Source organism: Anabaena sp. CCY 9402-a (assembly GCF_963920945.1).
Classification (GTDB): Bacteria; Cyanobacteriota; Cyanobacteriia; order Cyanobacteriales; family Nostocaceae; genus Trichormus; species Trichormus minutissimus.
Window position 1 is genome coordinate 35,125 of record NZ_CAWUDL010000001.1, and the last position, 24,674, is coordinate 59,798.

Annotated in this window: 19 protein-coding genes; 12 read left to right on the plus strand and 7 right to left on the minus strand. The window is 43.2% G+C overall.

Annotated elements, in window-relative coordinates; translation table 11 throughout:
- Positions 1-150: 150 nt before the first annotated feature.
- On the minus strand, positions 151-762 hold the full coding sequence (locus ACM0OR_RS00145; RefSeq protein ID WP_414574533.1) for a class I SAM-dependent methyltransferase: 612 nt from the start codon (positions 760-762) through the stop codon (positions 151-153).
- Between the two features lie 292 nt (positions 763-1,054).
- On the opposite strand from ACM0OR_RS00145, the gene ACM0OR_RS00150 reads away from it, so the two are divergent.
- The 5 genes from ACM0OR_RS00150 (at position 1,055) to arsS (ending at position 5,138) form a co-directional block, all read left to right on the plus strand.
- Positions 1,055-1,342, plus strand: a complete 288-nt coding sequence (locus ACM0OR_RS00150; protein ID WP_414574534.1) for a Mo-dependent nitrogenase C-terminal domain-containing protein — start codon at positions 1,055-1,057, stop codon at positions 1,340-1,342.
- A 222-nt stretch (positions 1,343-1,564) separates the two neighbouring features.
- On the plus strand, positions 1,565-1,945 hold the full coding sequence (locus ACM0OR_RS00155) for a response regulator transcription factor (protein ID WP_414574535.1): 381 nt from the start codon (positions 1,565-1,567) through the stop codon (positions 1,943-1,945).
- Positions 1,946-2,150: 205 nt separating this feature from the next.
- The gene (gene arsM, locus ACM0OR_RS00160) at positions 2,151-3,119 is read left to right on the plus strand and encodes an arsenosugar biosynthesis arsenite methyltransferase ArsM (RefSeq protein ID WP_414574536.1); all 969 of its coding nucleotides are present in this window, start codon (positions 2,151-2,153) and stop codon (positions 3,117-3,119) included.
- Between the two features lie 15 nt (positions 3,120-3,134).
- Complete coding sequence (locus ACM0OR_RS00165) at positions 3,135-4,094, plus strand: anion permease (protein WP_414574537.1); 960 nt, start codon at positions 3,135-3,137, stop codon at positions 4,092-4,094.
- A gap of 36 nt (positions 4,095-4,130) precedes the next feature.
- Positions 4,131-5,138, plus strand: a complete 1,008-nt coding sequence (gene arsS / locus ACM0OR_RS00170; RefSeq protein WP_414574538.1) for an arsenosugar biosynthesis radical SAM (seleno)protein ArsS — start codon at positions 4,131-4,133, stop codon at positions 5,136-5,138.
- 160 nt (positions 5,139-5,298) lie between these two features.
- On the opposite strand, the gene ACM0OR_RS00175 is transcribed toward arsS, so the two are convergent.
- From ACM0OR_RS00175 to rpsT, 5 genes are all read right to left on the minus strand, one after another.
- A complete protein-coding gene (locus ACM0OR_RS00175) occupies positions 5,299-9,354 on the minus strand; it encodes a DNA-directed RNA polymerase subunit beta'' (protein ID WP_414574539.1) in 4,056 nt (1,351 codons plus the stop codon).
- 95 nt (positions 9,355-9,449) lie between these two features.
- Entirely contained in the window at positions 9,450-11,327 is a 1,878-nt protein-coding gene (locus ACM0OR_RS00180; RefSeq protein ID WP_323265009.1) for a DNA-directed RNA polymerase subunit gamma, read from the minus strand.
- Positions 11,328-11,490: 163 nt separating this feature from the next.
- The gene (gene rpoB / locus ACM0OR_RS00185) at positions 11,491-14,790 is read right to left on the minus strand and encodes a DNA-directed RNA polymerase subunit beta (protein ID WP_190704444.1); all 3,300 of its coding nucleotides are present in this window, start codon (positions 14,788-14,790) and stop codon (positions 11,491-11,493) included.
- A 714-nt stretch (positions 14,791-15,504) separates the two neighbouring features.
- Entirely contained in the window at positions 15,505-16,290 is a 786-nt protein-coding gene (locus tag ACM0OR_RS00190) for a TatD family hydrolase (protein WP_323265008.1), read from the minus strand.
- Positions 16,291-16,365: 75 nt separating this feature from the next.
- Complete coding sequence (gene rpsT, locus ACM0OR_RS00195; protein WP_190704449.1) at positions 16,366-16,659, minus strand: 30S ribosomal protein S20; 294 nt, start codon at positions 16,657-16,659, stop codon at positions 16,366-16,368.
- A gap of 306 nt (positions 16,660-16,965) precedes the next feature.
- On the opposite strand from rpsT, the gene hisD reads away from it, so the two are divergent.
- From hisD to ACM0OR_RS00210, 3 genes are all read left to right on the plus strand, one after another.
- Positions 16,966-18,276 (plus strand): histidinol dehydrogenase, encoded by a 1,311-nt coding sequence (gene hisD / locus ACM0OR_RS00200; RefSeq protein WP_323265007.1) that lies wholly within the window; start codon positions 16,966-16,968, stop codon positions 18,274-18,276.
- A 99-nt stretch (positions 18,277-18,375) separates the two neighbouring features.
- On the plus strand, positions 18,376-18,801 hold the full coding sequence (locus tag ACM0OR_RS00205) for a universal stress protein (RefSeq protein WP_414574540.1): 426 nt from the start codon (positions 18,376-18,378) through the stop codon (positions 18,799-18,801).
- Between the two features lie 14 nt (positions 18,802-18,815).
- A complete protein-coding gene (locus tag ACM0OR_RS00210; protein ID WP_414574541.1) occupies positions 18,816-19,418 on the plus strand; it encodes a Uma2 family endonuclease in 603 nt (200 codons plus the stop codon).
- Here the strand turns inward: ACM0OR_RS00210 and ACM0OR_RS00215 are convergent, their stop codons facing one another.
- Positions 19,419-19,811 carry a hypothetical protein gene (locus ACM0OR_RS00215; protein ID WP_323265004.1) on the minus strand — a complete coding sequence of 131 codons (393 nt, stop codon included), beginning with the start codon at positions 19,809-19,811 and terminating at the stop codon, positions 19,419-19,421.
- Positions 19,812-20,215: 404 nt separating this feature from the next.
- Between ACM0OR_RS00215 and ACM0OR_RS00220 the strand changes: the two genes are divergently transcribed.
- From ACM0OR_RS00220 to ACM0OR_RS00235, 4 genes are all read left to right on the plus strand, one after another.
- Positions 20,216-20,458, plus strand: a complete 243-nt coding sequence (locus ACM0OR_RS00220) for an AbrB/MazE/SpoVT family DNA-binding domain-containing protein (protein ID WP_323265003.1) — start codon at positions 20,216-20,218, stop codon at positions 20,456-20,458.
- Complete coding sequence (locus tag ACM0OR_RS00225) at positions 20,458-20,898, plus strand: type II toxin-antitoxin system PemK/MazF family toxin (protein ID WP_323265002.1); 441 nt, start codon at positions 20,458-20,460, stop codon at positions 20,896-20,898. Before ACM0OR_RS00220 ends, ACM0OR_RS00225 begins: the two co-directional genes overlap by 1 nt.
- 605 nt (positions 20,899-21,503) lie before the next feature.
- Entirely contained in the window at positions 21,504-22,409 is a 906-nt protein-coding gene (gene hslO, locus ACM0OR_RS00230) for an Hsp33 family molecular chaperone HslO (RefSeq protein WP_414574542.1), read from the plus strand.
- Positions 22,410-22,562: 153 nt separating this feature from the next.
- On the plus strand, positions 22,563-24,602 hold the full coding sequence (locus ACM0OR_RS00235; protein WP_414574543.1) for a chromosome segregation ATPase: 2,040 nt from the start codon (positions 22,563-22,565) through the stop codon (positions 24,600-24,602).
- The last annotated feature ends 72 nt before the right edge of the window (positions 24,603-24,674 follow it).

Genomic DNA, 24,674 nt, shown 5'->3' on the forward strand with positions numbered 1-24,674 from the left:
CCGGCTAAACGCCGCGCTACCGCTAACAGCACGGGCTAAACGCCCCGCTACCGCTAACAAAACTCAGCACTCAGCACTGAAAACTCAAAACTCAAAACTCAAAACTCAGCACTCAGCACTCAGCACTCAAAACTCAGCACTCAAAACTATTCACGGTTTAGCAAAGACTGTCAGCAATACAGGCCCTAATAAATAGTAATGATGCAAACACGACAAACCAGCAGCAGCACCAAGAATTTCCCGTTGCTGGGGACTGTAGAATTTAATTCCCTGATGGGAAATTGACAATGTTTGTGGTTCTTTCTCTTTCTTCGTAGTGATATCAACCAAATAAAAGCGTCCACCAGGAGACAGCACCCGTGCTAATTCCTGCAAAACCAGTTTTGGTTCTTGATAGTGTAAGAAACTAATACTGTTGAATACAGCTTCAAATTGACCATCACCAAAAGGTAGAGCTTCAGCTTTACCTTCAATAAAAATTAACCGGGGATGGTGGCGGTTGCTCAGTCGTGCAACTTGCAACATCTTAGACGATAAATCTAAACCAGTAGCCCGCAAATAGGGAAACTCATTAGCTAGCCGTTCCAGCAGGCGGCCAGTACCACAACCTAAATCAAGTATATTTGCTCGCTCTGGTAAATCGACATATTCTAACAGCCGTTTGTGGACAGCCTGGTAAAACACAGAAGGTAAGAGCCAGTCATAACTAGAAGCCCATCGATCAAAAATAAACTTTTTGTTCTTGAGAAAGTCGTTAGTCATTAGTTTTCGCAGCTGCTTTCAGCTAAATGCTTCCAGCGATGAGTTTTGAGCTGCGCCTCCCAAAAATTAAATCACAACAAGAGACAGACTTATCTACACTAACGTTTAGCAAAACATATATGTGATGGTGCTTAGGCAATCTTCTGTAATCGCAACACCTGCATCTGTAGTTAACAGTGTTCCCAAAGATAATATCTGTCTCTATTGAGAACTGCATAAAAAGACATAGCCTAACTGTATTTATGTATAGAAGGTTAAATACACAAAGTAATAATAATGAAGGTAATGGATTATGACAAGCTTTACTCAACTTCACTCCCACAACGACCTACTTAATCCTATTCGCAGATGGTTAGAAGGAATCGAAATTCATAACCATAAACTAGCTCATTTTTTATGTAGACTTATTCCTGCTCAATGTCCATTTGAACGAGATGTAAAGCTGTTTGGGCGTAAACTATTCCACATTCCGCCAATGTGTAAATTAAATCCTTTCTACGAACAAGTAGTAGCTTTACGTTTCAAGGCACTTTGTTATCTTGCTGATGAATGTGGTGAAGACATAACAGCTTATTGCTAAATGATGACAATTGCTCAAGAGTGCAGCAATTTATAATCGGTAATTACAGATTTACCCTTGTTAGTTACGCAAAAGTATACTAAGCTAACGGAGAACTATTTAGATGCCCATATTATTGGCTAGCACAGCACAGTAGGAGTCAAAAGACTATGTGCAGACAACAGCTCACATTATAGGTTATCTATTAATTTTTTACCTTTACCTTTTTACTTTTGCCCGATCATGACGCACATCTTGCTGGTTGAAGATGAAGTCAAGCTAGCTCGATTTATGGAGTTAGAACTGAACTATGAAGGTTATCAAGTAAGCGTCGCCTACGATGGATTAACTGCAATCATGGCAGCACGGGCGTTACAGCTAGATTTAATCATTTTAGATGAGACACTGCCTGGAGACTCAGGATTAGAATTTTATCATCGCTTGCAAAGTATGGATAATCAAGTGCCGATAATTTTACTAATCACTAAACATGAAGTGAGCGATCGCATCTCAGTCTTAGACATCATTGTTAATGATTATGTAATCAAACCCTTCAATATAGAAGAACTATTAACTAAAGTTAACGCTTATCTACGCATAAAGCCCCAGAGTTATGAGTGCTGAGTTAGTTGTGTTGGCGGTAGAGCGGCGTTTAGCCTGTGCTGTTAGCGGTAGCGCAGCGTTTAGCCGGTTGTGAGTAGTTAGTGAAGTTATCTCCCCTACACCCCTAATTTTAGAGTTTTCAGCAAAAACTAATATAACTAGTCATTAGTTATATTAGGATGCACAAAGTTGACTCCACATAACAACACGCACAACCAGAACTGCCATGACCTATCTAGAAACAGCAGCCCAATTTTACAGTGAAGTCGCTCAAACTCCACAAGTAGGACTTTGTTGTGTTCAAACTACACCTCTCCAACTTCCAGGGCTAAAAATCCCTTTACCTATGCAGGAAATGAACTATGGTTGTGGAACTACAGTTCACCCTACGGAACTTTCCCATCAGCCTACGGTGTTGTATATCGGTGTTGGTGGTGGCTTAGAAGCATTGCAGTTTGCTTATTTTTCTCGCCGTCCTGGGGCTGTAATTGCGGTTGAACCTGTTGCGGCTATGCGAGAAGCGGCGATACGTAATTTAGAACTGGCGGCTGAAGAGAACCCTTGGTTTGACACCAGTTTTGTGGAAATTCGGGAAGGAGATGCTTTTAATTTACCTGTGGCTGATGCTGTCGTTGATATTGTCGCCCAGAATTGCCTGTTTAATATTTTTGAACCTGAAGATTTAACTCATGCACTACGAGCAGCCTATCGGGTGTTAAAACCAGGTGGACGCTTGCAAATGAGTGATCCCATTGCTACCAGTTCTATCCCTAACCATTTACAAGAAGATGAACGGCTAAGGGCTATGTGTTTATCAGGCGCACTCACCTACGAAGAATATACTCAACGCATTATTGACGCTGGCTTTGGTCAAATTGAAATTCGCGCTCGTCGTCCTTATCGTTTGCTAGACGCAGAAACTTATAACTTAGAAAAGCATCTACTGTTAGAAAGTCTAGATTTGGTTGCTTTCAAAGTAGAAATTCCAGAAGATGGTGCTTGTATTTTTACGGGTAAAACTGCTATTTATGCTGGTTCTGACCCATTTTTCGATGATTCAGCAGGTCATTTATTGCAACGTGGCATTCCGGCAGCAGTTTGTGATAAAACTGCTGCTAAACTAGGAGCTTTAAAGCCATCAGAAATAATGATTACTGATTCAACCTGGCATTATAGCGGTGGTGGTTGTTGTTAATTTATCATCTTTAAAATGTGGTTAGTAAGTATATTTATTGCTACGCTATTTCTGGCTTATGTTAAAGGAGCTAATGACAATTTTAAAGGTGTAGCTACGCTGTTTGGTAGTCGTATAACTAGCTACCAAACAGCAATTTTGTGGGCAACTGTCACAACTTTTGCAGGGGCTTTAACGTCCACCATATTTGCTAATGAGTTAGTCAAAACGTTTTCAGGTCAGGGTATTGTTAAAGATGCGATCGCTAATGCTCCTAACTTTCATATTGCAGTGGCGATCGCTACTGGATTAACGGTACTAATTGCTACAATATTGGGTTTACCTATTTCGACTTCCCATAGTTTAATAGGTGCTATTCTGGGCGGTGCATTAGTAGCGATTGGACTTAAAGCTAATTTTGCAGTCCTCTTAAGTTACTTTGTTTTACCCTTATTTTTAAGTCCCATTCTTGCTATTGTTTTAGGCGCAGGAGTTTACAGCATAGTTGAATATATCAAGCCAAAAGTTTCTTTACCCATAAATCAAAATTTTATTAAGATTGCTCACTATATCAGTGCTGGAATAATCTGTTTTACTAAAGGATTTAATGATACGCCTAAACTTGTTTCTCTGGTAATGGTGATTGCATATTTTTCCAGACAAGGGTCAATGATCACTATTGCAATGGCTATGGCGTTAGGTGGTTTAATTAGCTCTCAAAAAGTGGCTGAAACCATGAGCGTAAAAATTACCCCTATGAATCATACTCAGGGTTTATCTGCCAATATCATTACAAGTAGTTTAGTTATTGCAGCTAGCTATTTTGGTCTACCTATCTCTACAACTCATGTCACTGTTAGTTCTATTTTTGGCGTAGGATTAATGAATGAAAAAACTAACAACGTTGTTTTCTTTAAGGTTTTTATTGCCTGGATTTTAACATTACCTATTGCCACCATTCTTGGTGGAATAATTTATAGATTACTGCAAAATTAAAACAAAATATTTTTTATTTATCGGGAGTAGTCATCAATGCTAAATAAAGTGAATAATACAATAGATACAATCGTCACACCATTTAAAACCAAATTAAATGAATCTTTTACTAAAAAAAAGATTCAGATTTTACAAATTAATTTAGGTAAACGCTGTAATCTTGCCTGTACCCACTGTCATGTAGAAGCTAGTCCCAAGCGCACGGAAGAATTGTCTCCAGAAATTTGCCACCAATTAATTGAGTTAATAGAGAGATTTCCAGAAATTCAGATTGTTGATTTGACTGGTGGCGCACCAGAAATGAATTATGGCTTTAAATCATTAGTTACATCTGCTAGAAAAAACAATAAACAAGTAATTGTTCGTTCTAACTTGACTATTTATTTTGAAAATGGCTTTGATGATTTACCAGAATACTTTGCCCAACATCACGTGAGAATTGTCGCTTCTTTACCCTGCTACTTAGCAGATAATGTGGATAAAATGCGGGGTAATGGTGTATTTGACGCTTCAATTAAAGCGTTGCAATGGCTGAATCAACTAGGCTATGGTACAGACCCGAATTTAATTTTAGACTTGGTTTACAATCCTCAACTCCCCAAGAGTGAAAAATTTTCCTTAACACCTGAACAAAGAAAACTAGAACGAGATTATAAAATATTCTTGCAAGAACGTTTTAATTTGGTATTTAATCACCTGTTTACAATTACCAACCTACCAGTTGGTAGAACCAAATTTTATTTAGAGCGAAAAAATATTCATAGTAGCTACTTACAATTTTTAGAATCTCATTTTAATGAGAGTACAGTAGAACATTTAATGTGTCGTGATCAGCTTTCAGTAGATTATTTAGGTAATATTTATGATTGCGACTTTAATCAAATGATGAATTTACCTGCAAAAACGGCTAACGGTGAAGCTATCACTGTAGCTAAATTACTAGAATTTGGCAGTTTAAACTTAATTGATGAAATTCAAACTGCTGATTATTGCTATGGTTGCACTGCTGGGTGTGGTTCTAGCTGTGGCGGTGCTTTGCTGTAAGATAAAAGTCAACTGGGATAGCTTGTGTTTGTTTAATACAGCTTTATTTATCGATGCACAATGTGTAAGTCTTTGGCACTAGGTAGCATCTACAAATAAATTTCAAAGGCAAAAGATGCAATTCTTTTGCCTTTGAAATTTATTTGTTTAATTCTCTAAGTTAATCATCGTCATATTCGTCATCATCATCATCATCATCTTCTTCTTCATAGTCGTCGCTTTGGTCGTCTTCTATGAGATCATGAATTTCATCTGCGATTAAATCATCATCATCCAGAATTGCCCGACGATTGGTAAATCCGGTATCTAGACCAGGAGTGTCTAAATTGTAGGCGCGAGCTGTACGGTCATCTAGTACCATATCCAGTGGATCATCAGTTTCATCTAAAACACTGGTGGTATCTAAAGTAGCATAATCGTCAATCATACCGGGTTCATCGTAGGTATTGTAACCAGTCCCCGCCGGAATCAATCGACCAATAATTACGTTTTCTTTCAAGCCACGCAACCAATCAGATTTTCCTTCAATCGCTGCTTCCGTGAGAACCCGTGTGGTTTCTTGGAAGGATGCCGCAGAAATAAAGCTATCAGTATTCAATGATGCTTTAGTTATCCCTAATAATACTGGGGTGTATTCCGCCCTAGCACCGCCAGTAATGGCCATAGCTTCATTCACCTGCTCAACTTGGCGTAATTCCACCAACTCACCAGGAAGCATCGTCGTGTCACCACCATCATCAATCCTGACTTTGTTAGTCATTTGGCGCACAATGACTTCGATGTGTTTATCGGCAATGTCAATCCCTTGGGATTGGTAAACCATCTGCACTTCGTTCACTAAGAAAGTCTGTACCTTTTGTAAGGCGTGGCTGGCGCAAGCATAAATTCCGTCTTCCGAACCTAGGCTGAAGAAGACTTCGAGAATTTCATGGGGGTTAGAAGGCCCATCACACAAGGGTTGTCCAACATTTACAGGAGAACCATCTGGCATGGCTAAATTTTGTCCAGGGCCTAGGGGGTAATCAGTAACTACACCATTGGCTTCTACGACTTTGACAGCGATCGCTTCATCACCATCGCCGTAAACCACTTTCACTTCCCCACTCCGTTTTGCCAAGATACAGGCTTCTTTGGGTTTCCGGGCTTCTAGCAGTTCTTCAATCCGAGGTAAACCTTGAATGATGTCCCCAGTTTTCGCCCGCTCAAATACCAACAGCACTAAGTTATCGCCCCGTTGTACCAAGTCGCCGTCTTCTATCTGCAACACTGCACCAGGACTGACTCGATAAGGACGACCCACGCGGATAGTCACCGCATAGTTTTGGGTGCTAAGGGCTGAGTCTTTACTGGCGGAAGTGGCGGCGGCATTTTTCACTGAGACAACTTGTCCAGATTCTTCAACTAAAAATCCAGGGGCAATTTCTGTCCCCGCGACGATTAAGCTACCCGCTTTAACCTTGGGTTGGACACTGGTATTCACTGTGATCATGTCACTGTGACGCAGTACCAAACAACGACGCACAGCTTCAGAACCTTTCTGCACACCCCGTACAATCCCACCTTCTTTAGATAGGATTTGGGTACTTGCTACCACAGATCCAGGTGCGATCGTATCGCCATCTTGGACTTGTAAAGTAGTTTGGGTACTGCCCTGGGTGGCATCAGCCGCAATATCACGACGAATGACCAAGGATTCCAAAATTACCAACTGCAAGCGTTGAATTTCTGCGTTTTCAGCATCCGTGACTAACTCAATATCTGCTGCCAGGGGAGAAGCATTATGTTCTTGTTCACCATCCTGCTCAATTTCCAAAACTAATTGGGTACGTAGCAGTTCCACTCCTTCCACAGACTTAACACGTTCAGAATCTTTGTAAGGCAAACGCTGTACTGCCCGCAACTGAATTGAACGTCCTGTTTGTTGGCTGACAGAGGTAGTGGATGGCACATCAGGATTATTAGGTACGGCAAACTCCACAACTGGACGGCTTAACAATGCCGGGCCTTCTGGTGACTCCACATATTGAATGTAACGTAATTCTGTGAAAATTCGTCCCAACAATTCTTCACCAGCCGGAAGAAATGTGTCATCACGCCCAATCACTGCCTCTGGGTCGTCTACCATCAGTAGTTCCCCTGGCTTCACCACCACTTCCCGTAAAATGTCATTTTTCTGGGTAACTTCAACTACACCATTGTTTTGACAGAAGATGTCTTTCACGACCTCAGTGCCAGCTTCGACATACTGACCATCTTCTACCAACAGCAAGGAGATGTCTTTGTTGACTTCGTGGGTTTCTTCGGGAATCCACAACATTGTGCCGCCCTGTACCACTTCATAGCCCAGCTTGGCTTTACCTTTCTTCTGGACTTCTACACCTGCAAATTTCAAGAAGCCGCCTGTGGTGGTACGGTAGTGGTCATCAATCAACTCAGCTACCACCTGACCATTTTGAACTTTTGTGCCTGGTGTTGCTCGCAAGTTAAATACTTGGTTATTGGCAGTGGTGACTAAGTAATTGTTGCGCCCCTGGGAACTTTGAACGGTGACTGTAGCTTGGTCTAAAACTACAGATGCCGTGATAATCTCTATTTCCCTCGTACTCTTACCTGGAGTAGCTTCTGGTAAACGGACGACACCACCGTGTATAGTTGTTAATTTAGTTGCTGCCAAAACGCCGTTAGTTTCTACTGCGTCGCCGTTTTTGACGGCCAATTCTGCCCCTGGTGGTAAGTTATAAACTTCCCCAGACAAAATCCAAATCAAACCACCTCTGGCGGCTGTGATGGTGGTGTTGCCTTGACGGTCTGTTTTTTGTTCAGGAACCACTTCCGCAAACTTCACTTCCCCAGCCAAATCAGAAGCCACATCTTTGACGGCTTTTTCTGTATTGGTACGGGTAGTACGTGCGCCTAGGGCAACTTCTGCCAGTAACTGACCAGTTTTTATTGACTGCCCATCAAATAGATATAGTGTAGAACCTTGGGTAAGATTAACTTCTTGGGGTACTGGGGTTTCAGAACCTTCCTTACGTGGTTCTAAAATCAGAATGCCGTTACTTTCCACGTACAAGGCATCTTCCCCGTGGCGGGTACGATAGGCTCTTGTCCGCAATTTTTTTGGTAGCTTGACAGTGCCATCAACCTTAGAACGCACTTGTTGCGCTACTTCCCCCGTGAACACACCGCCGGTGTGGAATGTCCGCATGGTTAACTGTGTTCCAGGTTCACCGATACTTTGAGCCGCGATAATCCCCACCGCTTCACCCAAGTCCACCATCTTAGCGTGAGCCAAACTCCAACCGTAGCAGTGTTGACAGACGGAACGGGCTGCTTCACAAGTTAGAGGCGATCGCACTACAACTTGTGTCACCCCAGCTTTTTCAATTTCTTTCGCTAAGTCGTCAGAAATCGGGGTATTGCGTGGTGCAATTACAGCTTTTGTAGTGGGATGTATTACATCTTCTCCTATTACCCGTCCTAGCAAGCGTGTAGACAGCTTGATCAGGGTTTTGCTACCTTCGGTCATCGCCCGGACGGGAATCCCTCTAGTAGTACCACAGTCAATTTCCCGAATGATCACATCCTGGGATACGTCAACTAGACGGCGGGTAAGATAACCAGAGTCGGCGGTACGTAAAGCAGTGTCTACCAAGCCTTTTCTCGCACCGTAAGACGAAATAATATATTCCGTTACCGTTAGACCTTCACGGAAGTTAGTTTTGATAGGTAAGTCAATAATTTCCCCTTGAGGGTCTGCCATCAGTCCCCGCATCCCTACCAATTGCCTTACCTGAGAGATATTCCCCCGCGCCCCAGAGAAGGCCATCATATACACGGAGTTGAGGGGATTAGTCTTTTTAAAGTGGACAACTACTTCATCTTTCAGGGCTTCACTAGTACCGTTCCAGGTGTCAATTACCTTTTGGAAGCGTTCTACTTCTGTGATTTCTCCCCGTTGGTAACGGGCTTCGGTAGCAAGGATTTCTTCCTCGGCCGCCTCCAACAGGCTCTTTTTACTGGGCGGAATCATCAAATCATCAACACTGATGGAAACCCCGGCTCTAGTAGCGTAGCGAAATCCTAAATCTTTTAGTTTATCCGCCATCACCGCAGTTCGCGCCGTCCCATGATGGGTAAACGCCCAAGAGATCAAATTTCTCAGTTGACCTTTGTCAACGACGCGATTGCGAAAAATCATTTTTTCGTTAGTCATTAGTCATTAGTCCTTAGTCATAAATAATTAATAATTCGTAATTCGTAATTCGTAATTGCAGAATTAATTACGAATTACGAATTAGAAATTACGAATTAACTGGCAAGTGCTTCTTGAATCGCTTTATTGTAAATAACACGACCAGGAGTTGTGCGTATATACTGAGAGATTACATTTCCCTGGGCATCTTCTCTAATGCGGCGGAACTTGTACATTACAGTCCGGCTACCATCTTCGTTATTTGTAATTTTTAGAGGTTCTGTATCTGGTTCGTCAGATTCTAGTTCACCATCAAACCGCACATAGATATAAGCGTGCAGGTCAATTTGCTCTTGCTGGAAGGCCATAATTACGTCATCCAGTGAAGCAAAGTATTTACCTGCGCCCTTAGTAGCATTGGGATTTTCCGCAGTTAGGTAATATGCCCCCAATACCATATCTTGGCTAGGTGTGATAATTGGTCTACCCGTAGCTGGTGACAAAATGTTGTTAGAAGCCAGCATCAACAGCCTCGCCTCAGCCTGACTTTCTAAGGACAGAGGTACGTGTACCGCCATTTGGTCTCCGTCAAAGTCAGCATTAAACGCTGGACAGACTAAAGGATGTAGTTGAATCGCTCTACCTTCTACCAAAATCGGCTCAAAAGCCTGAATACCCAAGCGGTGCAGTGTCGGCGCACGGTTGAGCATGACGGGGTGTCCTTCAATTACCTCTTCCAAGACATCCCAAACACTGGGGTCATTGCGAGATATCAACTTTTTCGCAGCTTTGATATTATTTACCATGCCACTGCGAATCAGGCGATTAATAACAAATGGTTGAAATAGCTCAATTGCCATTTCTCTGGGCAAACCGCACTGGTGAATCTTCAGCTTTGGCCCGACCACAATTACAGAACGGCCAGAGTAGTCAACCCGTTTACCCAACAAGTTTTGCCGGAAACGTCCTTGCTTACCCTCAATAATGTCAGACAAGGATTTCAGGGGTCGGTTATTTGCCCCGACCACGGTGCGTCCCCGACGACCGTTGTCAATCAACGCGTCCACTGCTTCTTGCAACATCCGCTTTTCGTTCCGCACAATAATTTCTGGTGCGAGAATTTCTTGCAGTCGTGCTAAACGGTTATTCCGGTTAATAACGCGGCGATATAAATCATTCAAATCGCTGGTAGCAAATCGTCCGCCATCCAGCTGCACCATTGGGCGCAAATCTGGAGGAATTACGGGAATGACTGTCATCACCATCCACTCTGGCTTTGAACCGGTAGCAATGAAGTTGTCAATCACCCGCAGGCGTTTAATCAGTTTGGCCCGCTTTTGTCCTTTGGCATTGCCAATTTCTTCCCGGAGGTTTTCGGCTTCTTGCTCTAAATTAATGTCAGCCAACAAGCGCAATAATGCTTCCGCACCAATGCCTACTTCTACACCCTGCAACAGAGAATCTTCACTATAAATTTGGTCTTCAATTTCTAACCACTGGTCTTCACTCAGTAGCTGTTTATAGGTTAAAGTTTCAGCGTTGCCAGGACTCAAGACAACATAAGAGTTGAAATAGACAATTTGTTCCACATCCCGCAAGGGCATATCTAGCAGAATGGAAATATAACTGGGAATCCCCTTGAGATACCAAACGTGCGCTACTGGGGCAGCAAGTTTAATGTATCCCATGCGATGGCGGCGCACCCGTGATTCGGTGACTTCTACACCACAACGCTCACAGACAATACCCCTATGGCGGACTCTCTTATACTTACCACAGTGACATTCCCAATCTTTCGCAGGGCCAAAGATGCGCTCACAAAATAAGCCATCCATTTCTGGCTTGAGGGTACGGTAATTAATCGTTTCTGGTTTGGTGACTTCACCGACTACCTGTCCATTAGGTAATGTCCTCTCACCCCATTGGCGAATCCGTTCTGGTGATGCCAAGCCGATTTTTACGTAGTCAAACTGATTAGTTTGGGCAGGTCTCATACTTAAGTGCTGAGTTTTGTTAGCGGTAGCGGGGCGTTTAGCCCGTTGTGAGTTATGAGTTATGAGTTTTGAGTAGATTATTCAATTAAAAGATGTGAGTTCAGAGATATCTAAGTTCTGGATGCTGAGTTTTTAATACTCAGCACTCAGCACTCAGCACTCACTACTCGTCATCTTCCAAAGACTCGCGGGAAAGCGATTCGTAAGTTGGTCTAGGTGGTGTTCTTCTGTTGGCTTGGTCTGCCATCAAATCGACTTCTACATCCAAGGAACTACCATCAGCTTGGGTCTCTACCTTATGTACAGCAATGTCTAACCCCAAGGATTGCAGCTCTCGCATCAACACCTTAAAGGACTCTGGTGTTCCAGGTCTAGGAATCGCTTTACCTTTAACGATCGCATTTAAAGCTTCGTTGCGCCCCTGCATATCGTCAGATTTTACTGTCAGTAACTCTTGCAAGGTATACGCTGCACCGAAGGCTTCCAATGCCCATACTTCCATTTCCCCAAATCGCTGACCACCTTGTTGAGCTTTACCACCCAAGGGTTGCTGGGTAACTAGTGAGTAGGGGCCTGTAGAACGGGCGTGAATCTTATCATCTACTAGGTGTACTAGTTTCAGCATATAAGCCACACCTATAGTCACTGGGCGGTCAAAGGCTTCACCTGTCCGACCGTCGTAGACCATAATTTTGCCTGGGTCATCTGGGTTATACACCCAATCTCTCCCGGTTTCATCCCGTGCTTCTTGCAATTTGCCATGCACAATTTTCCGGGATGATTCTTCACCATACATTTCATCGAAGGGAGTAATCTTAAAGCGCACTCCTAATGTATGACCAGCCCAACCCAAAAGACATTCAAATACTTGTCCGACATTCATCCGGCTGGGTACACCAAGGGGGTTGAGGACGATATCAACGGTTGAACCATCAGGCAAATAAGGCATATCTTCCATCGGTAAGATGCGGGAAATAATTCCTTTATTCCCGTGGCGACCTGCCATCTTGTCACCGACTTGGATTTTCCGCTTCTGAGCTACATACACCCGGACTACCATGTTAGCTCCTGGTGGTAATTCATCCCCTTGTTCACGGGTGAATAAGCGTACATCAACTACCCGACCTTTTTCACCGTTGGGTACACGGAGGGAGTTGTCCCTTACATCCCGCGCTTTTTCGCCGAAAATCGCCCTTAATAGTTTTTCTTCTGGCGGTTGGTCTGATTCACCTTTCGGTGTAACTTTACCTACAAGGATATCGCCGGCTTCTACCCAAGCCCCAATGCGAATGATTCCCTGTTCATCTAACTGACGTAGGGCATCTTCCCCGACGTTAGGAATTTCTCTGGTGATTTCTTCTGGGCCTAGCTTAGTTTGCCGTGCCTCAATTTCATATTTTTCGATGTGAATTGAGGTGTAGATATCATCTTGGATCAATCGCTCGGAAATCAAAATCGCATCTTCGTAGTTATAGCCTTCCCAAGGCATATAAGCGACGACGATATTTTGTCCCAGTGCCAATTCTCCGCCTTCGGTAGAAGATCCGTCAGCTAATACTTGACCAGCTACTACCCGTTCACCAATCCGCACCAAGGGTTTTTGGTTGAGACAGGTATCTTGGTTAGAACGCTGGTATTTGGAAAGGGTGTACTTGATTTCTGGGGCGTTAGGTTTGGGACGGATGCGAATTTCTGTCGCGTCTGCATAGGTGACATCACCGTCAGTCCGGGAGATGATCACCATCCCTGAGTCTCTCGCACCTTGAGCTTCTAAGCCTGTACCGACTAAGGGACGCTCTGGTTTCAGTAGGGGTACTGCTTGGCGTTGCATATTAGAACCCATGAGGGCGCGGTTAGCGTCGTCATGTTCCAAGAAGGGAATCATGCTGGTAGCTACCGATACAATTTGTACCGGAGATACTGCCACGTAGTCTACTTGTTCTGGTGTTGTGGTGGAGAATTCTTGGCGATAACGTACAGGCACTTGTGGCCCTATAATGTAGCCATTTTCATCAACAGGAATATCTCCAGGGGCTACCCGCAGGTCGTCTTCTTCGTCGGCGGTCATGTACACTGGCTGCACGTCAAATTTTACTCGTGCATTTTCCACCGGTCTAAAGGGGGTTTCTAGGAAGCCGTACTGGTTAACCCGTGCATGGGTAGCCAAAGAACCAATCAACCCAGCGTTAGGGCCTTCTGGTGTCTCAATGGGACAGATACGTCCGTAGTGGGAGGGGTGAATATCTCGCACGGCAAAACCTGCCCGTTCTCTGGTTAAACCACCAGGGCCTAGGGCTGACAGACGGCGTTTGTGGGTCAGTTCTGCTAAGGGATTGGTTTGATCCATGAACTGACTTAATTGGCTAGAGCCAAAGAATTCTTTAATGGCTGCTACTAATGGTTTGGGGTTGACTAGAGATGCTGGGGTCAGAGATTCTGCATCGGATACAGTCATCCGTTCCCGAATGATCCTTTCTAGACGGTTTAAACCTACCCGTACTTGGTTTTGCAGCAATTCACCGACGCTTCTTACCCGGCGGTTGCCTAAGTGGTCAATGTCGTCAATACTACCAATATCATATTCTAGGTTGATCAGGTAATCGACGGCGGCCAAGATGTCTTGAGGGGTGAGAACGCGTAAGGTGTCAGGAACTGACAACCGCAATTTTTTGTTGAGTTTATATCTACCTACGCGACCTAAGTCATACCGTTTGGGGTCGAAGAATCGAGAGTCTAGCAGTTGTTGTCCACCTAATACGGTTGGTGGTTCACCAGGACGGAGTTTGCGATATAACTCCATCAGGGCTTCTTCTTCCGAAAACTGCCCTTCTTTTTCGATGGTTTTTTGGAAATATTCGGGGTGGCGGAGGGCATCAAAAATTTCGTTATCCGATAACCCTAGGGCTTTCAAAAGTACCTGGGCTGAGAGTTTCCGAGTTTTATCAATGCGTACCCAGACCAAATCATTCCGGTCTGTTTCAAATTTTAGCCACGCTCCCCGGTTAGGAATGAGTGAAGCTGAATAGGTACGTCGCCCGTTTTTATCGATTTCTGATTTATAGTAAACTCCAGGCGATCGCACAATTTGATTGACAATGACTCGCTCTGCTCCGTTAATAATAAACGTGCCGCGATCGGTCATCAAAGGCAGATCCCCGATAAATACTTCTTGCTCTTTAATATCCCCAGTTTCTTTATTCAACAGGCGTGTGGGGACATACATTTGGACGGCATAGGTACTATCCCGCCGTTTGGATTCTTCTACGCTGTACTTTGGCTCCTTGAGCTTGTAGTTCTGTCCTAAAAAGTGCAGTTCTAGTTTGCCCGTATAGTCTGTAATCGGACTAAAGGAGTTAAGTTCTTCAATCAGCCCTTCTTCTAAAAACCAGCGAAAGCTTGAACGCTGGATTTCAATCAAGTCGGGCAACAAAAAGGCGGGTTCAATATAATTTTCGGTAATCATGCCTCTACCTTTGTCAACCTGGTCAAATTTTTAGAGGACAAAGCTTTGTCACTTTATGGTGTCACCAGCTATTGTCCTTAGCCGTTAGGAAACTTATCCTTCAATATCACCTGACTATTTACAGGTGTAGGTGAACGCCGCAATTGAAACTGGAGAGGGAGATTTTGGCAAGGGGGGTTATAGCCCCTGAACACTCTTCACCGCTACGAAGATACAGCTATTTGAATGATTCTTCAATAGCCGTAGTCTTAAGATATGCCTGAGTTTGTTTTTTTGCCTCATTTCCTCTCCTCAAAGCGCGCTTACCAATTTACGCAGCTCTTACTTGGTCTGCACTACACCATTTATACTCACGGTAATAGTCTCAAATTGAGGAATCGAGCTACACTTTGTATTTTCTGGATCAAAATGTCGGGATTTTGCTGGATTATAATCACAAGACAATTTCTTTTAACAATTTTCTATAGGTTGAATAAAAGGCCAGTCTATCTCAATGTTGGTTGCCAGGTTTTATCACGCATTCAGAGCATCCGCTTGTAGAGATGTGAGGATGGTCAAGTTGATAACTTTACAAAATCAAGCTTACGAGTTTTCCGTTCCTTTATTTATCATTATGGCGCACACAAAATGTTTTGGAGGGATTCATAGTAGCACATTTTTGTCCTCCTAGCGTTTTATTTTTTAATTGCACCCTACAAGATGAATAAACAAACTTTATATTGCGAGATTAAATAATTCACAGGCATTTTGGGTGGTTTGAGCAGAAATGGCCTCTAATGTTTCTTGCCGTATTTGAGCTACTTGCTCTGCTACGTAGCGGACATAAGCCGGCTCGTTACGTTTTTCACCTCGCTTTGGTACTGGGGCTAAAAAAGGACAGTCGGTTTCTACCAGCAGGCGATCGCTTTTCACCATCGCTGCTGAGGCTTGTATGGCTTTAGCGTTTTTGAATGTGACAGTACCGCTAAAACTAATATAAAAGCCTAAATCTAGAAACCATTGAGTTTCTTCTGGTGTACCACCCCAACAGTGCATCACACCCCGTAGCCGATGATTTGCGCCCTCTTGCCATTTTTGCAATATTTTCCTGACTGCAACGGCGGCATCCCGACAATGAATTATTACAGGTAAATTCAGTTCAGAGGCGATCGCTAGTTGTGCCTCAAATACTATTTGCTGTTGCTCATAGTTATCAGCTTTGTAGAAATCCAGCCCCATCTCGCCAATTGCTACTATCTTTGAGTCAGACCTGGCTAAAGATAATATTTCCTTTGCTGTCTCACTTTGCCATTTTTCGGCATCTAAGGGATGCAGTCCTACAGCAAAACTCACTTCAGGAAACTTGTGTGCTATGGCTTGAATACTGGAAAATTCTGCCGGCTCGACGCAAGAATGTACTAGATGTACTACTCCTGCTTCTTGCCATCGCGATCGCACTGCTGCCAAATCTGGCTGGAAATTATCGAAGTTGAGATGAACGTGGGTATCAATCAGCTGCATTTTTTAGTTATTAGTCATTAATTTTTAGTCATTGGTCATTAGCTAGTGACTAATAACTAATGACTAATAACCTATTTATGCTGGTTGCGTAATTGGCTTGAGTTTTTTAGCCAATCTCGATTTTTTCCTCGCCCCATTGTTGGGATGGAGAACTCCCGTTTTCACTGCTTTGTCGATTTTGCTATAAGCTTCCGACAGGCGTGTTTCCACCTCTTGTTTTAATTCTGGGGTGGGGTTAGCGGCATAGATGTCTACCGCATTTAGGTACTTTTTCATCAGCGTTTTAGCTGATGATTTGTAGTTTTTGTTACGCAGCCGATTGCGTTCTGCGATTTGGGCGCGCTTAAGAGCAGACTTTGTATTCGCCACAGTCAATTCCAAAAAGACTATTAATTATGTACACACACTACTAGACTTACTAATATAGCATCTATATTGCCAATGTTAGGGTTTCTGAAAAAAAATTAGTTATTGGGAATGGGGTATTGGGCATCGGGCATTGATGTTACTCTTGTTTCTTGATTCCCCATTGAATTTCAGACACCTTGAGAGTATCAAAAAAATCCAGGTTAAGCTAGAGAAGAGAATTCGCGTCAGCTCTCTACCTTTTTTGGGAAAGGGTAAACCTAATTCTCAGGTGGGAATATTCTAAAACTTTGGCATTGTCCTTACTCCATGCTGCGAATCATTACTCAGCAGGCAGATGTAAAAGCAGAATTGCAACGACTTTGCGATCGCACCCATGATGACCAAGTGCTTCACAAGGAAGCGACGGTGCGGGAAGTTTTGCAAGCAGTAAAACGCCAAGGCGATAAAGCTGTGTTACATTATACTGCCGAATTTGACAATCAAATTCTCAAACCAGAAGAACTGCTGGTGAAAGGTTCGGAATTGGATGCTGCGTACCAACAAGTATCACCAGAATTGTTGACAGCAATTAGGCTGGCTTGTCGCCAAATTGACGCATTCCATCGACAGCGAGTCCCGAAAAGCTGGGTACACTTTGGGGATGATGACGTAGTTTTAGGCAAACGTTACACCCCCGTAGATAAGGCAGGCTTATACGTTCCTGGTGGTCGTGCAGCCTATCCCAGTTCGGTGCTGATGAATGTGATTCCGGCTAAGGTAGCAGGTGTACCGCGTATAGTCATGGTGACACCACCAGGTACGGAAAAAGTAATTAACCCGGCAGTGTTGGTGGCGGCGCAAGAAGCCGGGGTGAAAGAAATTTATCGGGTGGGAGGAGCGCAAGCGATCGCGGCTTTAGCTTATGGGACAGAAACAATCCCCAAGGTAGATGTAATTACAGGCCCGGGGAATATTTATGTCACCCTAGCGAAAAAACTAGTCTACGGTACAGTGGGTATTGATTGTTTAGCAGGGCCTAGCGAAGTCTTGATCATTGCTGATGAAACAGCCAACCCCGTTCATGTAGCAACGGATTTATTAGCGCAAGCTGAACATGATCCGATGGCGGCGGCGATTTTGTTAACCACAGATCCAGCTTTAGCTAAAAATGTGCAATTAGCAGTAGAAAGACAGTTAGTGGATCACCCCCGGCGGATAGATACCGAAAAAGCGATCGCTCATTATGGTTTAATTGTCCTCGTGGAATCTTTAGAAGCTGCTGCCGAACTTTCTAATGAATTTGCACCGGAACACTTAGAGTTAGAAATTAAAGACCCCTGGGCATTACTCCCCCTGATTCGTCATGCAGGAGCAATATTTTTAGGTTACTCTACCCCAGAGGCAGTAGGCGATTACTTAGCAGGGCCAAACCATACCTTACCTACTTCCGGTGCTGCTCGTTATGCCTCATCTTTAGGCGTGGAAACATTCCTCAAGCACTCGAATATTATTCAATATTCTCAAACCGCGTTACAAAAAGTTGCTGGTGTCATTGACACATTAGCAACAGCTGAAGGTTTACCCTCTCATGCTGATTCAGTCCGCCGTCGCCTGCAACAAGATGAACCTCAAGAATGATTAATTTTTTCCTATAGTTTGACTAAAACCTACTCAGTAGCTACAAACTGAAAGTCTAGGTACTTGTATCAGGGGTCTACATCTGAGGAGATAACAGTTGTGCTAAAAACTATTTTGGTGGCTCTCGATGGTTCGGAAACTGCAACACAAGTAATTCAAGCTTTAGATGATTTGGTTTTATCACCAGAGGCTAGGGTGATATTGTGTCATGTTTTTTCCACAGCAGAGTCAGAAATAGACTTACCAGCTGATCGTCCTCAACCCCAGTCTTTGAGATTTTCCGCTTTCCAAATTGAACAGCAATTACAATCTTTTCAAGAACAGTTATCAGTTAAAAATCAAATTGAAATAGTAGCTGGTAATCCAGCCGAAGAAATTATTCGTCTTGCTAATATCTACAAAGCAGATTTAATTATTATTGGCAGTCGTGGTTTAACAGGTATGACAAGGATTGTCTTGGGTTCTGTGAGTAGTCAAGTAGTAGAAGAGGCGGCTTGTTCAGTGTTGGTAGTGAAGCCAAATTAAAATTAGATCATGTCATGACCACAACTCCGGCAGTCACTAAGAAATTTACCGTTGCAGAGTACCTAGCTTATGATGATGGGACTGATACTCGCTACGAGCTGGTCAATGGGGAACTAGTTCCTATGAGTTTAGGAAGTGGACTACATGGAGCGATCGCAGAATTTCTCAATGATTTTTTTCGTGATGAAATTCTCCGCTTAAAATTAAACTGGACTTCTAAGCAAATGGTGGTTGGTGTCCGTTCTCCCCGTGCTGGTAAATGGGATACATCCAGAATTCCAGATGTGGTTGTGCTTCCAGTATCTCAGTGGCGAGAATTGAGAAACCGAGGAGCAGTGATTGAACTCAATGAACCACCTCCTTTATTGGTGGTAGAAGTTGTCAGTGAGTCAACCAAAACTGTAGATTATCGAGCCAAAAAAGTTGAGTATAACGTTCTTAACATTCCCGAATATTGGATTGTTGATCCTTTAATTAACAAAGTTACTGTTTTTACTCTAATTGAGGATTTGTACGAACCTGCGGAATTTGTTGATGCAGAACGCATTCAATCTTCTACTTTTCCAGACTTACAATTAACAGTTGAGCAAGTATTCTCTGCGGGTGATGAGCAGTAATTAAACCTTGCTGTGAGACTCGGTGAGAAACTGGCGCAAACTCAATAAACTGACAGTTTGCCCCAAATTTAAGGGTAGTAATGATATTCCCTCGACGCGAGATTGTACCCAACCGTCTCCCCAATACCATTCATGAAATCCATCAATACCGCCACTGAGTAACAAACGTAGACAATTGGATTTGGCGACATCTACCCGATGATGAATAGCGATCGCTCCAGTCCAGGTAGTAAACTCCAATCCTGCGGTCAGTTCATCTGGTATTCCTGGCGCAAATCGTTGCCCTATCAGCCATTTTCCCAGTTGCTCGGTGCGTAATAGACTATCATGTATGGCATTGGCTGATGCTTCTATTTCTATTCGCAGTTGGGTGTGTTGAAAAGTACCTAGCATTTGTAGAAGCTCGATGACAGCAGTTTCTATAGTAATTCTAAATCATGGGTAAAGAATAAGGGAGATAGAATGAGTTGGGCGTTTATTCGTAATCGATTATGGATACTTCTAACATAGAGCTAGGCGCAAGTAAGAAATCTAGTTAAGAAAAAATCTTATTACTTTGCTCTTAAGCTTTCCTTATAAGGATTTTAGTTGCCATTACTGGTTAACTTCCTTGCTCAGTATTGGCTTGGATAGAGAGATAGAAGTAAAAAGTCACTTTTTCTAAAGGGTGTTGACACCCCTTGTTTTTTTATGTATCTTCAAAGTATATACGTCAGACAAACGATTATTGAAAAGGTTTTGCTGCGGAAACACAAAATTGGGCGTATAAATCGCTAATACAGCTTTGGGAGAAGATTATGACAGCAGTTGTAGCTAAATGGGGAAACAGTTTAGCTGTTAGGATTCCTAGATCGATAGCTGAACAAGCACACGTAACTGAAGGAACAGATATCAATTTTAGTGTTGAAGGCAATAGCATAGTAATTACACCAAAGAGACGAAAAAAATATACGCTTGATGAATTACTTGAAGGGATGACCCCTGATAATTTTTATCCAGAATTTGAAACAGGTGACGCTGTGGGGAATGAAGCTTGGTAGTGAAGCCGCCTTACTTTCCCAATAGAGGAGACATTGTTAAATTAGAGTTTGGCTCTGCAAAACAGTTCACGGCTGAATCAATTCAGCGTGTATTTACCCTTCGTAATTCTGGAATGTCATTTGATGATATTGCCATAACACTAAATAACGAGCTACAACAACAAGGGCGTGAGCAAACTGGCTATCGCCCTGTTCTTGTTATATCTCCAATTAAGTACAATCAAATGGCTTCTTTAGTTTTAGCTTGTCCTATAACTACTAACCCGAAGGGGCTTAAGTTTGAAGTTCCCCTTATTGAAGGAATGAAAACAAAAGGGGTTGTGTTAGCAGATCAAATTAAAACACTAGATTGGAAAGCTAGAAAAGTAAAATTTGTTGAAAGTTTAACAGAAGATTTAATAGAAGAAGTACAAGCAAAACTCGAAACATTAATTTTATAGAAAAAACAATTGTGTTAATTACGAGTTGAATGCCTGACCCTCATTGCATTTTGCCTTGATGTCGTGATATATGCGGAAGACGACATCACGGTTTTAGTTGGTAATTTCAAGGTTGTAGCCCAAACTCGTTGCTATTACACTCGACTCAAAGAGTGGTAATTCAGAGTTTTACTTGTAATGCGTAAGGGTGACTCTCATTTATTCAAAGCAATATACCGCGATCGCTCACAGACAAAACCAATTTAACATTACCGAAACTATACACAAGTTGATAAGTATTATTTTAAACATTTGTTTTCTCCTACGCAAACCTACCCCCCTGCTTGCTCGGCTTGACCGCACAATAGAGATACTCAGTCCCACCAGCCGAAACCCCTGTACATCAAACTTGTAAATGAATAAAGAAACGAGATTTTCCTACTTTTTCCTTACTTAGGATGGTTGACTTCAAACTATCAACAGAAAATTATGAAAAGTCTCTGTTTCTACTAGATATACTTGCGTAAGTGGTGTATAAGTTAAGTTTTGTTATACTAAATATTACTTGAAACCCGACGCTAAAGAGCAAGGGCGTTTGTTGAGACACTATTATTGGTAAGGTTTTCATGGCGGATCAATTAATTCGCGCCACAGCAGCCGACGGTGGAATTCGTGCAGTGGGTGTGATCACCACGCGCTTAACAGAAGATGCACGGCAACGCCACAAGCTTTCTTACGTAGCAACGGCGGCTCTGGGGCGGACGATGGCAGCAGGTTTGTTGATGGCTTCTAGTATGAAGCGTTCTGGCTCTAGGGTTAACGTCCGGGTCAAGGGCGATGGGCCGTTGGGCGGTATATTAGTCGATGCTGGCTTAGATGGGACAGTGCGGGGCTATGTGGGTAATCCATCTGTGGAATTGCCTCCCAATGCTAAGGGCAAACTAGATGTTGGGGGTGCAGTTGGTGATGGGTATCTCTATGTGGTCAGAGATATCGGTTACGGCTACCCTTACTCTAGTACAGTAGAACTAGTTTCGGGGGAAATTGGTGATGATGTGGCTCACTACCTCGTAAATTCTGAGCAAACACCTTCAGCATTGGTTTTAGGTGTGTTTGTTGGTGCTGGTGGGGTGACAGCATCTGGCGGATTATTAGTGCAGGTGTTGCCTAAAGCTTCCAGAGATGAAGAATTAGTGGCAAAATTGGAATCGCGGGTAGCAGCTTTATCAGGGTTCACGCCGTTATTGCAAGCTGGTAAGACTTTGCCAGAAATCTTTAATGATCTATTAGGCGACATGGGTTTAAATATCTTCCCGGAAAGCCAAATTTTGCGCTTTCACTGTGGATGCTCGTTTGACCGAGTGTTAGGAGCATTAAAAATGTTGGGAGAAGCTGAGTTGCAAGATATGATTGTTAAAGATGATGGGGCTGAAGCAACTTGTGACTTTTGTGGCAGCGTTTATCAAGCTAGTAGTGATCATCTAGCTCAACTAATTGTGGATTTGCAAACTGAATCTTCGGTTTCAGGATAAGGTATACAAGGACGCTGAATCTCAGAATTATTAATGCTATCTGTGGGGATTGATTATGTAACAAGTAGCTTTTTAAATATGAGAAAGTTACTCTGGCGAAAATCGAATTATCATTCTAAAACAGATAGCTATTCAACTATTTTGGTGTGAGAGATGACAGAGCGGGATATCCCAGAAAGTTGGCATCCAACCAGAGGAATAAATCCAGATGAGAAGGAAAGATTATCGCGAACCCAAAAGGTCGGTGATCACCAAGCATCTGGTATCCCAGCTACTGGTTCTTATGATTCAGTCAAGCAGCGAACAGAGCATAATACCGAAGGATTACCTGTTAAGGATCAATCCGACGTAACTCAGAGAGTCAAGAAAAGTTATATTAAGTTGCCAGGCTGGATGAAAGGCTGGGTGGCGTGGGCTTTGTTGTTAACGCTTATTCCAGGTGGTGTGGCATTTATGGCGACGGCGATGCTACTGAAGTTACCAACTGCTCCCAATTGTCCGGCAATTTTTTGGCCTCTGGCTAGTGCTTCGGTGCGGTTACATTGCGCCCAGTTAGCCGCTTCTAAACAAACAGTTAATGATTTACTACAAGCGATCGCCTTAGTTAATCAACTGCCTCCAGATCACCCACTGCGGGGAGAAATTGATCGTTTGTTAGAGGTTTGGTCACAAGATATTTTGAAACTGGCTGATGGGAGTTTTCAAGCCGGAAAAATAGAAGAAGCGATCGCCACTGCTCGTAAAATACCCCAAGACCTACCAACTTATAAAGTAGTAGATGAACAAATTTCCAAGTGGGAAACCATTTGGGCTAAAGCAGAAGGCATATATAAGAACGCAGAAGAAGAACTGCGTCAACAGCGTTGGCAATCAGCGTTTATGGTGTCATCGAAGCTGCTGCGTGTAGACAATAAATACTGGTCAAGCGTTAAATATGACGAACTAAATGGCATTATTACTTCAGCTAAAGAAGATGTTGATAAGCTAGACAAAGCTGAAGCATTAGCGAGTAGTAAGGTAGTTGATAATTACGTAGAAGCAATTAAATTAGCTGAGTCAATTGGCAAAAATAGTTACTTATATCAAAAAGCCCAAGAACTCATCCCCGCCTATGGACGCAAAATGCTAGAGTTAGCCCAGGCAAAAATGGCTGAACGGGATGCAGATACAGCCTTAGATATTGCCAGACAAATTCCGGAAATTACTGGGTTGCGAATAGAAGTTGAAGACTTCATCGCCTTAGCTGACGCGAAAAGGAGTGCATGGATAGGCAATATAACTGGTTTAGAAGCAGCAATTATCCAGGCACAACAAATAGAGCCATCACGACCAGTCTATAATGAAGCTCAACAATTAATCTCCCGATGGCAGTTAGAAATAGAAGATGTGTCTCGGCTAGAAAAAGCGCGGATGCTGGCAAATCAAGGCACAATTAACGATTTAAGCGCAGCTATTGCCGAAGCACAGTTAATACCTACAAGCAATCCCCGTGGTTCAGAAGCTAGACAAGACATCAACCGTTGGCAAGCACAGGTAGAAACTATTGAAGACAGACCTTATTTAGAAAGGGCTGAACAAATAGCCTTTTTAGGTGATATTAATTCTTTGCAAGCAGCGATCGCCGAAGCTAGTCAAATTCGTCAGGGTCGGGCCTTGTATCCAGAAGCACGCCGCAGAATTAGAACTTGGGTAGGGAGAGTACAGCGCATCCAAGACCAGCCATTATTAGATCAAGCGCGAGACTTGGCACAAACTGGAGATTTGGCGGCTGCAATTAACGCTGCTAGACCCCTAGCATCTTCCGGGCGATCGCTTGCTGGTGAAGCAAAAACAGCCATAGAAGATTGGCAAGGTCAAATTCGCGCTAGGGAAAACTGGTCACAAGCCAAGGCTGTAGCACAGACTGGTACACCCGAAGCTTTGGTTGAAGCAATCCGAATAGCTGATAAAGTTTCAAACAACAGCATCTTGCGGATGGATGCGAATATAGCTATTGAGCAATGGAGTCAGCAAATATTAGATATTGCCCGTACTCAAGGTAGTTCAGATATAGCCAAAGGTATTGAAACTGCCCGATTAGTTCCACGTGGTACTTCTGTGTATAGTGCAGCGCAAGAACAAATTAAAACTTGGCAACAATTTCTCAATCCTCAACCTGAGCAATTGATACCTTCGATTATTAATAGTCAGTAAAGAGGGGACAGGGGACAGGTGACAGGTGACAGGGGACAGGGGACAGGTGACAGGGGACAGGTGACAGGGGGA

What these genes read in the sequence shown, in the direction of transcription:
- ACM0OR_RS00190 (WP_323265008.1), bottom strand. Translation starts at nt 16,290, where the DNA reads ATGCAGCTGATTGATACCCACGTTCATCTCAACTTCGATAATTTCCAG.
- ACM0OR_RS00150 (WP_414574534.1), top strand. Translation starts at nt 1,055, where the DNA reads ATGACAAGCTTTACTCAACTTCACTCCCACAACGACCTACTTAATCCT.
- ACM0OR_RS00175 (WP_414574539.1), bottom strand. Translation starts at nt 9,354, where the DNA reads ATGACTAACGAAAAAATGATTTTTCGCAATCGCGTCGTTGACAAAGGT.
- arsM (WP_414574536.1), top strand. Translation starts at nt 2,151, where the DNA reads ATGACCTATCTAGAAACAGCAGCCCAATTTTACAGTGAAGTCGCTCAA.
- rpoB (WP_190704444.1), bottom strand. Translation starts at nt 14,790, where the DNA reads ATGATTACCGAAAATTATATTGAACCCGCCTTTTTGTTGCCCGACTTG.
- ACM0OR_RS00165 (WP_414574537.1), top strand. Translation starts at nt 3,135, where the DNA reads ATGTGGTTAGTAAGTATATTTATTGCTACGCTATTTCTGGCTTATGTT.
- ACM0OR_RS00155 (WP_414574535.1), top strand. Translation starts at nt 1,565, where the DNA reads ATGACGCACATCTTGCTGGTTGAAGATGAAGTCAAGCTAGCTCGATTT.
- ACM0OR_RS00220 (WP_323265003.1), top strand. Translation starts at nt 20,216, where the DNA reads ATGACAGCAGTTGTAGCTAAATGGGGAAACAGTTTAGCTGTTAGGATT.
- ACM0OR_RS00210 (WP_414574541.1), top strand. Translation starts at nt 18,816, where the DNA reads ATGACCACAACTCCGGCAGTCACTAAGAAATTTACCGTTGCAGAGTAC.
- ACM0OR_RS00180 (WP_323265009.1), bottom strand. Translation starts at nt 11,327, where the DNA reads ATGAGACCTGCCCAAACTAATCAGTTTGACTACGTAAAAATCGGCTTG.
- arsS (WP_414574538.1), top strand. Translation starts at nt 4,131, where the DNA reads ATGCTAAATAAAGTGAATAATACAATAGATACAATCGTCACACCATTT.
- ACM0OR_RS00235 (WP_414574543.1), top strand. Translation starts at nt 22,563, where the DNA reads ATGACAGAGCGGGATATCCCAGAAAGTTGGCATCCAACCAGAGGAATA.
- ACM0OR_RS00215 (WP_323265004.1), bottom strand. Translation starts at nt 19,811, where the DNA reads ATGCTAGGTACTTTTCAACACACCCAACTGCGAATAGAAATAGAAGCA.
- hslO (WP_414574542.1), top strand. Translation starts at nt 21,504, where the DNA reads ATGGCGGATCAATTAATTCGCGCCACAGCAGCCGACGGTGGAATTCGT.
- ACM0OR_RS00145 (WP_414574533.1), bottom strand. Translation starts at nt 762, where the DNA reads ATGACTAACGACTTTCTCAAGAACAAAAAGTTTATTTTTGATCGATGG.
- hisD (WP_323265007.1), top strand. Translation starts at nt 16,966, where the DNA reads ATGCTGCGAATCATTACTCAGCAGGCAGATGTAAAAGCAGAATTGCAA.